General features: G+C 75.2%; 15 protein-coding genes and 1 tRNA gene. 11 read left to right on the top strand and 5 right to left on the bottom strand.

Annotation, left to right across the window (positions count from 1 at the left end; genetic code table 11):
• Positions 1 to 42: 42 nt before the first annotated feature.
• The 4 genes from ACI79F_RS02235 to ACI79F_RS02220 all read left to right on the top strand — a co-directional run bounded on the left by ACI79F_RS02235 (position 43) and on the right by ACI79F_RS02220 (position 4,019).
• A complete protein-coding gene (locus tag ACI79F_RS02235; RefSeq protein ID WP_456543517.1) occupies positions 43 to 1,305 on the top strand; it encodes a PP2C family protein-serine/threonine phosphatase in 1,263 nt (420 codons plus the stop codon).
• 62 nt (positions 1,306 to 1,367) lie between these two features.
• Positions 1,368 to 3,281 (top strand): glycosyltransferase family 2 protein, encoded by a 1,914-nt coding sequence (locus ACI79F_RS02230; protein ID WP_456543518.1) that lies wholly within the window; start codon positions 1,368 to 1,370, stop codon positions 3,279 to 3,281.
• Positions 3,278 to 3,613, top strand: a complete 336-nt coding sequence (locus tag ACI79F_RS02225; RefSeq protein WP_456543519.1) for an STAS domain-containing protein — start codon at positions 3,278 to 3,280, stop codon at positions 3,611 to 3,613. The genes ACI79F_RS02230 and ACI79F_RS02225 overlap by 4 nt, the downstream gene beginning before the upstream one ends.
• Positions 3,603 to 4,019: an ATP-binding protein gene (locus ACI79F_RS02220; RefSeq protein WP_456543520.1), complete on the top strand. Its 417-nt coding sequence runs from the start codon at positions 3,603 to 3,605 to the stop codon at positions 4,017 to 4,019. Before ACI79F_RS02225 ends, ACI79F_RS02220 begins: the two co-directional genes overlap by 11 nt.
• Positions 4,020 to 4,170: 151 nt before the next feature.
• Here the strand turns inward: ACI79F_RS02220 and ACI79F_RS02215 are convergent.
• Positions 4,171 to 4,255, bottom strand: a tRNA-Leu gene (locus tag ACI79F_RS02215).
• A gap of 325 nt (positions 4,256 to 4,580) precedes the next feature.
• Between ACI79F_RS02215 and ACI79F_RS02210 the strand changes: the two genes are divergently transcribed.
• Both ACI79F_RS02210 and ACI79F_RS02205 read left to right on the top strand, forming a co-directional pair.
• Positions 4,581 to 5,915: a M20/M25/M40 family metallo-hydrolase gene (locus ACI79F_RS02210; RefSeq protein ID WP_456543521.1), complete on the top strand. Its 1,335-nt coding sequence runs from the start codon at positions 4,581 to 4,583 to the stop codon at positions 5,913 to 5,915.
• 13 nt (positions 5,916 to 5,928) lie between these two features.
• Positions 5,929 to 6,732 carry an SDR family oxidoreductase gene (locus ACI79F_RS02205; protein WP_456578868.1) on the top strand — a complete coding sequence of 268 codons (804 nt, stop codon included), beginning with the start codon at positions 5,929 to 5,931 and terminating at the stop codon, positions 6,730 to 6,732.
• Here ACI79F_RS02205 and ACI79F_RS02200 read toward each other — a convergent pair.
• Both ACI79F_RS02200 and ACI79F_RS02195 read right to left on the bottom strand, forming a co-directional pair.
• Positions 6,729 to 7,313: a class I SAM-dependent methyltransferase gene (locus tag ACI79F_RS02200; protein ID WP_456543523.1), complete on the bottom strand. Its 585-nt coding sequence runs from the start codon at positions 7,311 to 7,313 to the stop codon at positions 6,729 to 6,731. The two genes, ACI79F_RS02205 and ACI79F_RS02200, sit on opposite strands and share 4 nt — an antisense overlap.
• A gap of 89 nt (positions 7,314 to 7,402) precedes the next feature.
• Positions 7,403 to 7,606 carry a DUF5703 family protein gene (locus tag ACI79F_RS02195; RefSeq protein ID WP_456543524.1) on the bottom strand — a complete coding sequence of 68 codons (204 nt, stop codon included), beginning with the start codon at positions 7,604 to 7,606 and terminating at the stop codon, positions 7,403 to 7,405.
• Between the two features lie 123 nt (positions 7,607 to 7,729).
• On the opposite strand from ACI79F_RS02195, the gene ACI79F_RS02190 reads away from it, so the two are divergent.
• The 5 genes from ACI79F_RS02190 to ACI79F_RS02170 all read left to right on the top strand — a co-directional run bounded on the left by ACI79F_RS02190 (position 7,730) and on the right by ACI79F_RS02170 (position 9,824).
• The gene (locus ACI79F_RS02190) at positions 7,730 to 8,002 is read left to right on the top strand and encodes a hypothetical protein (RefSeq protein ID WP_456543525.1); all 273 of its coding nucleotides are present in this window, start codon (positions 7,730 to 7,732) and stop codon (positions 8,000 to 8,002) included.
• Between the two features lie 49 nt (positions 8,003 to 8,051).
• Positions 8,052 to 8,195, top strand: coding sequence for a hypothetical protein (locus tag ACI79F_RS02185; protein ID WP_456543526.1), 144 nt, complete (start codon positions 8,052 to 8,054; stop codon positions 8,193 to 8,195).
• 109 nt (positions 8,196 to 8,304) lie between these two features.
• Positions 8,305 to 8,442 carry a hypothetical protein gene (locus ACI79F_RS02180; RefSeq protein WP_456543527.1) on the top strand — a complete coding sequence of 46 codons (138 nt, stop codon included), beginning with the start codon at positions 8,305 to 8,307 and terminating at the stop codon, positions 8,440 to 8,442.
• A gap of 71 nt (positions 8,443 to 8,513) precedes the next feature.
• A complete protein-coding gene (locus tag ACI79F_RS02175) occupies positions 8,514 to 8,990 on the top strand; it encodes a hypothetical protein (protein ID WP_456543528.1) in 477 nt (158 codons plus the stop codon).
• A gap of 63 nt (positions 8,991 to 9,053) precedes the next feature.
• Entirely contained in the window at positions 9,054 to 9,824 is a 771-nt protein-coding gene (locus ACI79F_RS02170) for a DUF2470 domain-containing protein (protein ID WP_456543529.1), read from the top strand.
• Positions 9,825 to 9,834: 10 nt separating this feature from the next.
• Here ACI79F_RS02170 and ACI79F_RS02165 read toward each other — a convergent pair whose 3' ends face one another.
• Positions 9,835 to 11,787, bottom strand: coding sequence for an AAA family ATPase (locus ACI79F_RS02165; protein ID WP_456543530.1), 1,953 nt, complete (start codon positions 11,785 to 11,787; stop codon positions 9,835 to 9,837).
• The gene (locus tag ACI79F_RS02160; protein ID WP_456543531.1) at positions 11,784 to 12,755 is read right to left on the bottom strand and encodes an aldo/keto reductase; all 972 of its coding nucleotides are present in this window, start codon (positions 12,753 to 12,755) and stop codon (positions 11,784 to 11,786) included. Before ACI79F_RS02160 ends, ACI79F_RS02165 begins: the two co-directional genes overlap by 4 nt.
• Positions 12,756 to 12,778: the final 23 nt, after the last annotated feature.

The raw sequence follows: 12,778 nt of genomic DNA, 5'->3' as shown, positions 1-12,778 counted from the left end.
GACGGGTGGACGAGCCGATCCGCCGACTCCACCGCACAATCGATGGGCGTGTCGCCGACACCCGGCGTGTCGGGGCCGGCCAACGGGGGAGCGGGGGTGGACGGGTTGAGTGTGGGTCCGGCAGCGGTACGTCCCGAGCCGACCTCCGAGGACGCCCGTGTCCGGGCACTGGAGGACCTCGGTGTCCTGCACACGGGTCCGGAGGAACGGTTCGACCGCATCACCCGGCTGGCTCGGCGCGTCTTCGGGGTCAGCTCCGCCGCGGTGACGTTGGTCGACCGGCACGTGCAGCACGTGAAGTCGCTGGAGGGTCGGCACCTCGGCGAGGTGCCGCGTCGGGACTCCTTCTGCAACCACGCCCTGGGGACGGGCCGGACGCTGGTGGTGGAGGACGCCACGGTGGACGAGCGCTTCGCCGACAACCCCTTGGTCGCCGGCGACCCCAACATCCGCTTCTACGCCGGCCACCCGCTCGAGGCGCCGGGCGGCCACCCGGTGGGTGCCCTGTGCCTGATCGACGACCGCCCCCGCCGGTTCACCGACGACGAGCGACTCCTGCTGGAGGAGCTCGCCGACTGGGTCCAGGAGGAGATGACCCGGTCGAGGGAGCTGGAGCACGCCGCCGAGGTCCAGCGGGCCCTCCTGCCGTCGCGCTGGCCGGACCTCCCCGGCTACGACGTGGCCGGGACGTGCCTGCCGGCGCGCAGCGTCGGCGGCGACTTCATCGACTGGTACCGCACGCCGGACGGGGACCTCGCCTCCACGTTGGGGGACGTGATGGGCAAAGGCCTCCCGGCGGCGATCGTCATGGCCACCGTCCGCGGCGCGATGCGGCTGGCCGGCCGGAACGCGGAGCCGGGCCAGGCCGTCCAGGCGGCGGCGGCGACGCTCTACGAGGACCTCGACGAGACGACCAGCCTGGTCACCCTGTGCCATTCGCGGCTGTCGCCCGGTACGGGGGTCCTCCGCTTCGCCGATGCCGGCCACGGCCTGATGCTGCTGGTGCGGGCGGGCGGCTCCGTGGTCCGGCCTCCACGGGGCGGCCTGCCGCTGGGGGTCCTGCCCGGCCAGGCCTGGCGGGAGGACCAGATCGAGCTGGCCGAGGGGGATACGGTCGTGGCCTTCAGCGACGGGCTCCTGGACCTCTGCGGCGGCACGCCCGACGCCGCGCTGGACCAGGTGACCCGGAGCGTCGTCGAGTCGGCGTCGTCCGGGGACGTCGTCCGGCGGTTCACGGCCCTGGCGCGGATGCGCCCGGTTCTCGACGACGACGTGGCGCTCCTCGTCGTCCGGAGGACCGCGTGAGCCGGCACCGGCCCCCCGACAGCCTCCGCGCCAGGAGCCGGCGGGGGCTCATCCGGGTACTCGTGGTCCTCACGCTCGTGACCGGCGTCAACTACGTGGCCTGGCGCTGGCTGTTCTCGGTGAACTGGGACAACTGGTGGATCGCGGTCCCGCTCGTGCTGGCCGAGACCTACAGCCTCGTCGACGCCTTCCTCTTCGGCGCCACCATGTGGCGCATCCGCGAGCGCGGGGAACCGCTGTCCCCACCCGACGTCACCGTGGACGTCTTCATCACCACGTACAACGAGCCGGTGGACATGGTCATGGCCACCGCGCGCGCGGCCGCCGCCATCCGGTACCCGCACTCGACCTGGGTCCTCGACGACGGGGACCGCGCCGAGATGCGCAGCGCGGCATCCGCGGCCGGCATCGGGTACATCACGCGCAGCGCCGACTGGGCGGACCGGCCGCGCCACGCCAAGGCGGGCAACCTCAACAACGCCCTCTTCGCCACCGAGGGGGAGTTCCTGCTCATCCTCGACGCCGATCAGGTCCCCGACCCGGCGATCCTCGACCGCACGCTGGGCTACTTCCGGGACCCCAGGGTCGCCCTCGTCCAGACCCCGCAGTGGTTCGTCAACGTGGACGACTCGGACCCGCTGGGCAGCCAGGCCCCGCTGTTCTACGGACCGATCCAGCAGGGCAAGGACGGCTGGAACGCGGCCTTCTTCTGCGGCTCCAACGCGGTGCTCCGGCGAGAGGCCCTGATGCAGCTCGGGGTCGTGGGCTACGTGCGCGAGGTGGAGACCGCGGTCCGTGAGGCCCTCGGTGCCGCGGTCGCCGTGATCGCCAGGGCCCGTCAGGAGGCCCGGCACCACCCAGCGGCCGTCGCGGCGCTGGACCAGGTGTCGGCGGCTGTCCGCGACGCGCGGTCGGAGCTGCGGGCCGGGCAGCCCGTCGCCGAGGTCACCTACCGGTTCCAGCAGCGTGTCGACTCCGCCAGTCAGGACGTCGTCGCCGCCGACCTCGGGGCCCTGCAGGCGGATCTCGCCGCGATCGAGAGCCTGCCGATAGAGACGGACGAGCAGCTCCGCGCAGTGGTCGTCGACGAGGCGGCGCTCCGGCAGCTCGCGGTGCGGGAGTGGTCGCCACTGGGTGCCCTGGAGTCGGTACGGGCGCTGGTCCGGGCGGTGGACGTGGACCTCGTCGACGAGGCCCAGCCGGTGATGCCGATGGCGACCATCTCGGTGACCGAGGACATGGCCACGGCCATGCGGTTGCACGCGTTGGGCTGGCGGACCGTGTACCACCACGAGGTGCTCGCCCGGGGGCTGGCGCCGGAGGACCTCGGCACCATGCTGCACCAGCGGCTGCGCTGGTCGCAGGGGACGCTGCAGGTGATGCTCAAGGAGAACCCGCTCGTGCAGCGGGGGCTCACGCTCGGCCAGCGGCTCATGTACTTCGCCACGATGTGGAGCTACCTCTCCGGCTTCGCCGCCGTGGTCTACATCGCGGCGCCGGTGCTCTACCTGTTCTTCGGCATCCGGCCGGTACAGAGCTTCGGTGGTGACTTCGCCGTCCGGCTCGTCCCCTACCTGCTGACGACCCAACTGCTGTTCCTCGTCGTCGGCTACGGCATCCGGACGTGGCGCGGGCAGCAGTACAGCCTCGCGCTCTTCCCCCTCTGGATCCGGGCGTGCACGACGGCGGTGGGCAACGTCTTCTTCGGCCGCAGCCTCGGCTTCGTCGTCACGCCGAAGACCCGTCAGGACAGCGGGGGGTTCCCGTGGCGGCTCATCCGGGCACAGCTCGTGGCGATCGTGCTCCTGGTGGCCGCCCTGGTCGTCGGGCTGGTGCGGCTGGCGCTGGGGCTGGCCCCGACGGCACAGGGCACCTGGATCAACGTGGTGTGGGTCCTCTACGACCTGGTCGTCCTGAGCGTGATCATCCAGGCGGGGCGCTACCGGGGCCCGGTGCGACAGGAGGAGGCAGCGTGATCGAGGTGGACGTGCAGGGGGACGGGAAGTCGGCCGTGCTCAGACCCCGAGGTCGTCTGACGCTGGTCACGGCGCCCCACCTGCGCGCCGCGGTCACCGAGGCGGTCGAGGGTGGTCAGGTGCGGCTCGTCGTCGACCTGAGCGCCTGCGAGTTCATCGACTCCTCCGGCCTGGGGGCGATCATCGGCGGCCTCAAGCAGGCGCGTCAGGCCGGCGGCGACCTCCGGATCGCCTCTGCGGGGGACCAGGTGACCACCGTCCTGCAGCTGACCAACCTCGACCGGGTCCTCCGCCCGCACGACACCGTGGCGGAGGCCCTGGGTGACGGGTGAGGGAGGCATCTCCCTGGTCGCGTCGACCGAGCCGGGCTCCGTCGAGCACGTGCACGCACTGCTCGAGCGCCTGTGGGTCGAGCACGGCGACGTCCTGCCCGAGGACCGCATGCGCTTCGAGATCGCGGTCACCGAGGTCGCGGGCAACATCATCCGGCACGCCACGGACGGCGCACCCATCGACTTCGAGCTCCAGGTCAGCGTTCGACCCGGCAGTCTCCAGGCCGAGTTCCGCGACAGCGGGAAGGTGGCCGACGTGGACCTGGACGCAGCACAGCTACCCCCGAACCTGGCCGAGTCCGGACGCGGACTGGCACTCGCGCTGGCGGCGGTGCACGAGCTCGCCTACCGGCGCGAGGGATCGACCAACCACTGGCGGATCGTGCGGCGACGCGGGGAGACGTGACCCTGCGGATCGACAGACCTGGCCGTCCGGTTCGCACGGATGTGGTGGGGCGGAACTCCAGAAGCGGAGACGGTCGCCGCGTGGAGCTCCGAACGAGACCGGAACAGCGAAACACCCGCCGGTCCGAGGACCAGCAGGTGTTCAACCTCGGTGTCCGAGGGGGGACTTGAACCCCCACGCCCGATAAAGGGCACTAGCACCTCAAGCTAGCGCGTCTGCCATTCCGCCACCCGGACGAGTGCGTGACCAGAGTACAAGACGCCCCGGGCCGTTCCACGCACCCCCGAGCCTCCCGTACCCCATGGTGTCGGCCCTGGCCTCCGCTGCGGTCCTGCCCGGGCCGGAGGTGGTCGGAACGACGTCGCCGCCGGCGCGGCGGCGATCACGATCCTGTTCCGCATCATCGGTGACGCCGCCCGCGCGCCCGGGCACCCTGCCCTGGTGGGGCCTCGACCTGCTCGCCGCGGTCGCCGGCGTGCTGGGCGGGAACGCGCTGGTCCCCCAGGTCACCACCTGACCCGCGCCCGGACCGCGGCACGCCCGGGCGCCTACGCTCGCCGCGTGGACGCCGAGCCCAACGCCCCCGCGCCCCTGACCCGCGCCCAGAACGAGGTCGCCGAGCTGCTCAGCGACCTCATCCGGATCGACACCACGAACACCGGCGACACCGCCACGGGCAAGGGCGAGCGGGCCGCGGCCGAGTGGGTCGCCGGCAAGCTGGACGAGGTCGGCATCGGCTCGCAGGTCTTCGAGTCCGAGCGCGGCCGCGCCAGCCTGGTCACCCGCATCCCCGGCACCGACCCCAGCCGCCCGCCGCTGCTGGTGCACGGCCACCTCGACGTCGTCCCCGCCGACCCGGCCGAGTGGAGCGTGCACCCCTTCTCCGGGGAGGAGCGCGACGGCTACGTCTGGGGCCGCGGCGCCGTCGACATGAAGGACATGGACGCCATGGTGCTGGCGCTGGTCCGCGACTGGGCCCGCACCGGCGTCCGCCCGCCCCGCGACATCGTGCTGGCCTACCTGGCCGACGAGGAGGCCGGTGGCACGCTCGGCGCCCGCTGGATCGTCGACGAGCACCCCGAGCTGTTCGCCGACTGCACCGAGGCGATCAGCGAGGTCGGCGGCTTCAGCATCACCGTCCGCGACGACCTGCGCCTCTACCTGGTGCAGACCGCCGAGAAGGGCCTGGCCTGGATGCGGCTGACCGCCTCCGGCCGCCCCGGGCACGGCTCCTTCGTGCACGACGACAACGCCGTCACCCGGCTCTGCCAGGCCGTCGCCCGGCTCGGCGCCACCCGGCTGCCCACGGTGCTCACCCCGCCGATGCGCGCGTTCCTCGACGCGGTCAGCGACGCCTACGGGATCGAGATCGACCCGGACGAGCCCGAGGAGGCCCTCGCCCGGCTCGGCAGCATCAGCCGGATGATCGGCGCGGCGCTGCGCAACACCGCCAACCCGACGATGCTCGACGCCGGCTACAAGACCAACGTCATCCCCGGCACCGCGCAGGCGACCGTGGACGGCCGGTTCCTGCACGGGCAGGAGGAGGAGTTCGAGCGCCAGCTGGCGAGCCTGATCGGCGAGGGGATCCAGCGCGAGTGGATCGTCCACGACCAGGCCGTGGAGACGACGTTCGACGGGCCGCTGGTGGACGCCATGGTCGCCGCCCTGCGGAGCGAGGACGACGGCGCCCGCCCCGTGCCGTTCACGATGAGCGGCGGCACCGACGCCAAGAGCTTCGAGCGCCTGGGCATCCGCTGCTTCGGCTTCTCCCCGCTGCGGCTGCCGCCGGACCTCGACTTCGCCGCGCTGTTCCACGGCATCGACGAGCGCGTGCCGGTGGAGTCCCTGCGGTTCGGCATCCGGGTGCTGGACCGGTTCCTCCGCGCGGCGTGATGGGATGCCGGGCGTGACCCACAGCACCCCCGCGCCCGGATCCGTCGCACTGATCACCGGGGGGACCGGCGGCTTCGGCCGGGCCCTCGCCACCAAGCTGCGCGAGCGGGAGGTGACCGCCGTCCTCGCCGACCTCGACAGCGAGCGCAACCGGTCCGTCGCCGCCGACCTCGGCTGCCCGTTCGTCGCCCTCGACGTCACCGACCGGGCGGCGAACGAGGCGGTCGTCGCGCAGGTGGAGGCCGAGCACGGGCGCCTGGACGCCGCCTACCTCAACGCCGGCATCTCCGCCGCCAAGAGCGACGACGCGCTCGACCTCGACGAGTTCCTGCGCGTGGTCGAGATCGACCTGTTCGGCGTCGTCTACGGCGTGCAGGCCGCGCGGCCGGCGATCGCCCGGGCCGGCGGGGGAGCGATCGTGGTGACGGCGTCGCTGGCCGGGCTGTCGCCGATGGCCACCGACCCCGGCTACAGCGTCGCCAAGGGCGGGGCGATCGCGTTCGTCCGCTCGATGGCGCCGCGGCTGGCCCGCGAGGGGACGACGATCACCGCGATCTGCCCGGGCTTCGCCGACACCGCGATCATCGACCGCATCCGGCACGAGTTCACCGCGGCGAACTTCCCGGTGCTCACGGCCGGGGAGGTCGCCGACGCCATGATCGCGGCCTGGACCGACGGGGAGCCGGGCGCGGCCTACGTCGTCCAGCCGGGGGTGGGCGTCGTGAACTACCGGTTCAAGGGCGTGCCCGCCGCCCGGACGGAGGCCGGCGAGCCCGCCGTCGTCCCGGAGGCGCTGCGGCCGCGGGACATGCGCTAGCCGGCGGGCTCGTCCTCGCGCGGCTCGCGGCAGGCGAACAGCACCGCCGGCGGCACGTTCCACGGGGAGATCCGCAGGTTCACGCGGGCGAACCGGCGGCGCAGCTCGCCGAGGATGAGCGGCGAGTACTGGATGACCAGCACCGCGCCGTCGGGCGCGACGAGGTCGGGCAGCACGTCCAGGATCCGCCGCCGCAGCCCCGGCGAGAACGAGGTGTAGGGCAGCGCGGAGACGACGACGTCGGCGCGGCGGCCGTCCAGGTGCTCGGCCAGGTTCTCCGCCGAGTCGCACACCACGTGCAGCCGCGGGTCGCGGTACCGGCCGGCGAGCAGCTCGGCCAGCGCCGGGTCGATCTCGACCGCGACCAGCTCCGCCTCGGGGCCCAGCCGCGCCAGCAGCTCGCCGGTCTGGCTGCCGGTGCCGGCGCCCAGCTCCACCACGAGCTTGGCGTTCGGCACGTCGCCGAGGTCGAGCATGTCGCGCACCGCCCACCGCGAGGTCGGCAGGATCGCGCCGACCTGGCGGGGGTTGGCGAGGAACGCGCGCAGGAACTGCAGGCGGTCGGTCAGGTGCTGGTTCACGGGGGGTCCTCCCGGGCCGGGGTCCGGGCGGTCGTTCGCCCGCACCGACCCTGGCACGACACCGGCCGTCTCTGCCAGCCGCGCCCTCGTCAGATGTGCGGGCCGGGGAGGTAGGACAGCCGCGAGCGGCGGCGCAGGATGACCTTGCGCGTGCCGTCCGCGTGCAGCTGCAGCCGGGCCAGTTCCCAGCCTCCCGTGTCCGCCTGCAGGCTCAACATCGTCGCCGCCGCGGACCGGGACGTGCCCGGTGGGATCCGCAGCGGCGCGAACTCCCAGTCCGGTGCCGCCTCCACCCGGCCGATTGTGCACGCCGTTCCCCGGCCCGTCACCAGCCGGACACCCGTCGCGCCGGGCGGCGGGGGCGGCGGCAGGATGGACGGCGACCCCTGCGGCGACCCAGCGAGGAGGAGGACGACGTGAGCGAGCTCGACGCCGGCACCGGCGCCAACGACGCCGACCGCGCGGAGCAGGAGGCCCTGCTGGAGCCGGCCGCCCCGGCCACGGCCGGCGACGCGGTGGCGCCCGGCGACGGGGTGCCCGAGGCCGACGCGCTGGAGCAGCAGCTGGCCGCCCGGCCGGGGGAGACCGGCAGCCCGCGCCGCCCGGTCGGCGACCGCGAGGCGAACGAGGCCGACGTCCTCGAGCAGGAGGCCGAGGTGCCCGTGGACGACGACGACGTCCTGACCTGACGCGCTCCTGACCTGCGGCGACATCGCCGCTGGTGCACCATCGGCAGCCGTGACCGCCGCCGTGGTGCTCGTCGTGCTGATCGCCGTCGGGCTGCCGCTGCTGGCGTGGTGGCGCAAGGACCCCGTCCTCCCCACCCCTCGCGAGCTCGGGGCGGGACCCGGGACGGGGCCGTGGTGCGCGCCCACCGGCTGACGCCCGCCGAGGCCGCGCGCCGTGGCCGCGCACCGAGCGGGCCCGGTTCCTGCTGTGGTTCGCGTTCGTCACCTGGCTGGCGGGCGTCGTCGCCTGGGCGGTGTTCCGGGTGGTCACCGGCAACGCCGGCGACGTCAACTGGTTCACCGCGGTCGCCTGGCCCGCCGTCGCGCTGTGGGGCCTGCGCCGCCGGCGGCTGATCCGCCGGGCCCTGGTCCGGAACGGCGGCGCCGACCTGCCCGCCTGACGTGGCGGGCGCCTCACCCGACCGCGGCGGCGGGGCGCCGCACGGGCGGCCCGAGACGTCATGCTGCCGCCGTGGCCGCGTGGATCGTCGTCTCGCTCGTCGTCGCCGTGCTCGCCCCGCTGGTGGGCTTCGCCGTCGGCGGCCGCCGCTTCTGGGCCACCGTCGGCACGCAGGCGCCCGCCGGGCTGCTCGAACGGCACGGCCTGGAGGCCGGCGACACGCTCGCCGTCCAGCGCGCCATGGCCCGCGGCCGCCGGGCCGAGGAGGAGCGCCTGCGGCCGGCGGTCGTCGAGTGGGCCCGCACGACGCTGCGGTCGGTGGGCGAGCAGGAGCGCGAGCACCCGCTGCGCAAGGCGGTCGCCACCGGGATGACCGTCCTCGGCGCGGTCGCGCTGGTACTGGCCGTCGTCCTGGCGGTCGCCGACGGCGGGGCGGGGGCCGGCTTCTGGCTGGTGGCCGTCCTGGCGCTGGGGCTGCTGCTCAACCTGGCCGCCCTGCCGCGGGTGCTGCGGCGGAACCTGAGCCGGGCGGTGGCAAGCAACATCTGACGGCTTCCCCTCCCGGGCGCGAGTTGGTTAGGCTTCCCTAACTCGAACGCTCGGAGGGCAACGATGACCGCCAGCCCCGGCACCGGCCCGGCTCCCCGTGGGACGGACGCGCCCGCCGACCCCGCCGAGCGGGCGCGCACGGTCGCCGCGCGCGCCGGCGCCGCCCTGTGCGTCGCCGGCCGTGAGCCCGCGCGGCCCCTGGCGCACGCGACCACCGCGGCCGGCCAGGTCCTGCTGCTCGTCCCCGCCGACGGGGAGGTGACCGCGGCGGTCCGGGACAGCCCGCAGCGCGACGTGAGCGCGCTGCTCATGGTCAGCGACCGCGCACCGGTGCCGCTGCGCGACCCGGTCCGCGGGCAGGTCTGGCTGTCGGGCTGGCTGACCCCGGTGCCGGCCCGCGACGTGCGGGCGGCGGCGCTGGCGTTCGCCGAGGTGCGCCCCGCGGGCGACCTGCTCGACGTCGGCTCGGCCAGCGCGCTGCTGCGGCTCGACCTCGCGGAGGTCGTGCTCCGCGAGGGGGAGCGGTGCACCGAGGTCCGCCCGGCGGACTACGTCGCGGCCCGGCCCGACCCGCTGCTGCCGGTCGAGACCCGGATGCTCACCCACGTCGACCGCTGCCACCCCGAGGTGCTGGCCGCCCTGGCCCGGCTGCTGCCCGCGGGCACGGTCGGCCCGGACGACGTCGTCCGCCCGCTGGCCCTGGACCGGTTCGGCTACCGGTTGCGGGTCGAGCGCCCGACCGGGCACACCGACGTCCGGGTCCCGTTCCCGCGGCCGCTGACCTGCGCCGGGCAGCTGCACGGCGCGACGACCCGCCTGCTGGCCGGCGCCTGAGGGGCGTCGCTCAGGCGTCGGCCAGGGTCTCGGCCAGCAGCCGGGCCAGCCGGGTGCGCCGCGGCCGGACGTCGACCTCCCGCACCGCCCGGGCCAGCGCCGCGCCGGAGGCGTGCACGATCGACAGGTGCGACTGCGCGCGGGTCAACGCGGTGTAGACCAGCGGCCGCGACAGCATCCCGCCGGCCTCCGGCGGCAGGACGACGACGACCCCGGGCCACTCCGACCCCTGCGCCCGGTGCACGGTGATCGCCCAGCCGTGCCGCAGGTCGCCCAGCGCCGTCCCGTTGACGGTCACCGGCCCGGAGGCGAACGCGACGTCCAGCGACCCGTCGCCGGCGCCGGTGACCACGCCGGTCTCGCCGTTGGCGAAGCCGACCGGCTCGAGGTCCAGGTGGTTGGCCGTGGCCACCACCCGGTCGCCGACGTCGAAGCCCCACACGGTGCCGTCGCCCGGGTTCAGCCTCTCCTTCAGCGCCTTGTTCAGCTCGATGGTGCCGGCCGGCCCGCGGTGCACCGGCGTCACGACCTGCACCGTCGCCGGGTCGATGCCCAGCGCGCGGGGGATGGAGTCGGTGACCAGCTGCACCACCCGGCGGGCGGCCTCGGCGCTGCCGGTCGCCGGGACGACGACCACCTCGCGGTCGGGGGAGTCCACCGGCGGCAGCTCCCCGGCGCGCACCGCGTTGGCCAGCCGCGCGATCGCCCCGCCCTCGGCCTGCCGGTACAGCGTGGTCAGCTCGGTCACCGGGACGACGCCGGAGTCGATCAGGTCGCCGAGCACGTGCCCGGGCCCGATCGAGGGCAGCTGGGCGGGGTCGCCGACCAGCAGCAGGTGGGTGCCGTCGGGGCAGGCCTCCAGCAGCGCGGCGGTGAGCTCGACGTCGAGCATCGAGGCCTCGTCCACCACGACGACGTCGGCGTCCAGCGGCCACTCCTCGTTGCGGGCGAAGCCGCCGGTCATGCCCTGCGCGCCCAGCAGCCGGTGCACGGTGACCGCCGGGTGGTCGGTGAGCTCCTCCAGCCGCTTGGCCGCGCGGCCGGTCGGCGCGGCCAGCGCCACCTCGGTGCCCTTGGCCATCAGCAGCTTCACCACCGCGGCCACGGTGCGGCTCTTGCCGGTGCCCGGCCCGCCGGTCAGCAGCGAGACGCCGGCGCCGAGCACCTGCGCGACGGCCGCCTTCTGCGCCTGGTCCAGCCCCTTGGCCACCGACCGGACGGCGGCCGGGTCGGCGATCCGCTCGGCGGTGGCGGCCAGCCGGGCGACGTTCTCGGCCACCGCCTCCTCGGCCATGCCGTACCGGGCCAGCGACAGCATCCGCAGCGCCGGGTCGGGCTCCGGCGGCTCGGCGTCGGAGTCCTCGTCCCACTCCGGCTCCGGCGGCTCGTGGTCGAGCACCTCCCCGGAGTCGACCGCTGCGACGATCGCCGCCGCCGGGTCGGCGACGCCCTCCGCCCGCAGGGACGCCACGACCAGGTCGACCGGCAGCACGGTGTGCCCGTCGCGGGTCGCCGTCCGCAGGGTGAGCGCCACGATCGCCCGGCCGCGGCGGGTGTCCTGCCGGTCGGCGCCGGGCAGCAGGGCGATGGCCAGCCGGTCGGCGTCGGCCAGCCCCACCCCGGTCAGGCCGAGCAGCGCCCACGGGTCGTCGCGCAGCCGGCGGGCGGCGTCCGGGCCGAGCGCGTCGGCGGCGCCGGCGGCGAGCTTGGCGTCCAGCCCGGCGCCGACCAGCAGCGCCACCACGTCGTAGGTGGGCGCGGCGGACAGGAAGCTGGAGAACAGCCGCTCGGCGCGCTGCTTGCCCACCCGCGGCAGCTTGAGCAGCTTGGCGGCGGTGACGTCGTCGGCCGTGGTGATGCCCGCGGCGGGCAGCTCGGCCGCCGTCCGCTTGCCCAGGCCCGGCCACAGCCCGGCGGCGCAGAACGCGGCGAAGACCCGGTCGCCCGGGGCGGGGGTCGTCACCGGCGCTCCGGATAGCCGAAGTGCGGCGCGGAGACGTCCTCCAGCGCCGTGCGGATCGCGGCCGGCAGCCGGACGGCGTCGGCGTCGAGGGAGGCCTGCAGCTGCGCGGCGGTCCGGGCGCCGACGACCGGCGCGACGACGCCGGGCCGGTCGCGCACCCACGCCAGCGCGACGGCCAGCGGCGTGGTGCCCAGGCCCTCGGCGGCGGTGATGACCGCCTCCACGATCCGGTCGGCGTCGGGGGAGCGCAGCCCGTCGATGAAGCCCTGCCACTGCGGGGAGGCGCCGCGGGACTCGGTGGGGGTGCTGTGCCGGTACTTGCCGGTGAGCAGCCCGCGGCCCAGCGGCGACCAGGCGAGGACGCCGAGCCCGAGCGCCTCCGCGGCCGGCACCACCTCGCGCTCCACGCCGCGCTGCAGCAGCGAGTACTCGACCTGGGTGCTGACCAGCGGCACCCGGCCGGGCCAGGCCCGCTGCCAGGTGGCGGCCTGGGCGGTCTGCCACCCGGTGAAGTTGCTGATCCCGACGTAGCGGGTCCGGCCGGAGGCGACGGCGGTGTCGCAGGCGGCGAGGGTCTCCTCGAGCGGGGTGAGCTCGTCCCAGGCGTGCAGCTGCCACAGGTCGACGTGGTCGAGGCCCAGCCGGTCCAGCGAGGCGTCCAGCGCGCCGAGCAGGTGCCCGCGGGAGCCGCCGCGGCCCATCGGCCCGGGCCCCGTGCGGCCCACCGCCTTCGTCGCGACCAGGACCTCCGACCGCGGGACGACGTCGGACAGCAGCCGGCCCAGGGTGCGCTCGCTCTCCCCGTCGCAGTACACGTCGGCGGTGTCGACCAGCGTGCCGCCGGCGTCGACGAACGCCGTGAGCTGCATCGCGGCCTCGTCCTCGTCGGTGTCGCGGCCCCAGGTCATGGTGCCCAGGGCCAGCCGCGACACGACCAGGCCGCTGCGGCCGAGAGCCCGTTGTTCCACGAGAGGCCAACCTACCGGCGCCC

This window comes from Blastococcus sp. SYSU D00868, from assembly GCF_054050575.1.
This window is presented reverse-complemented; position numbering and strand designations above follow the sequence as displayed.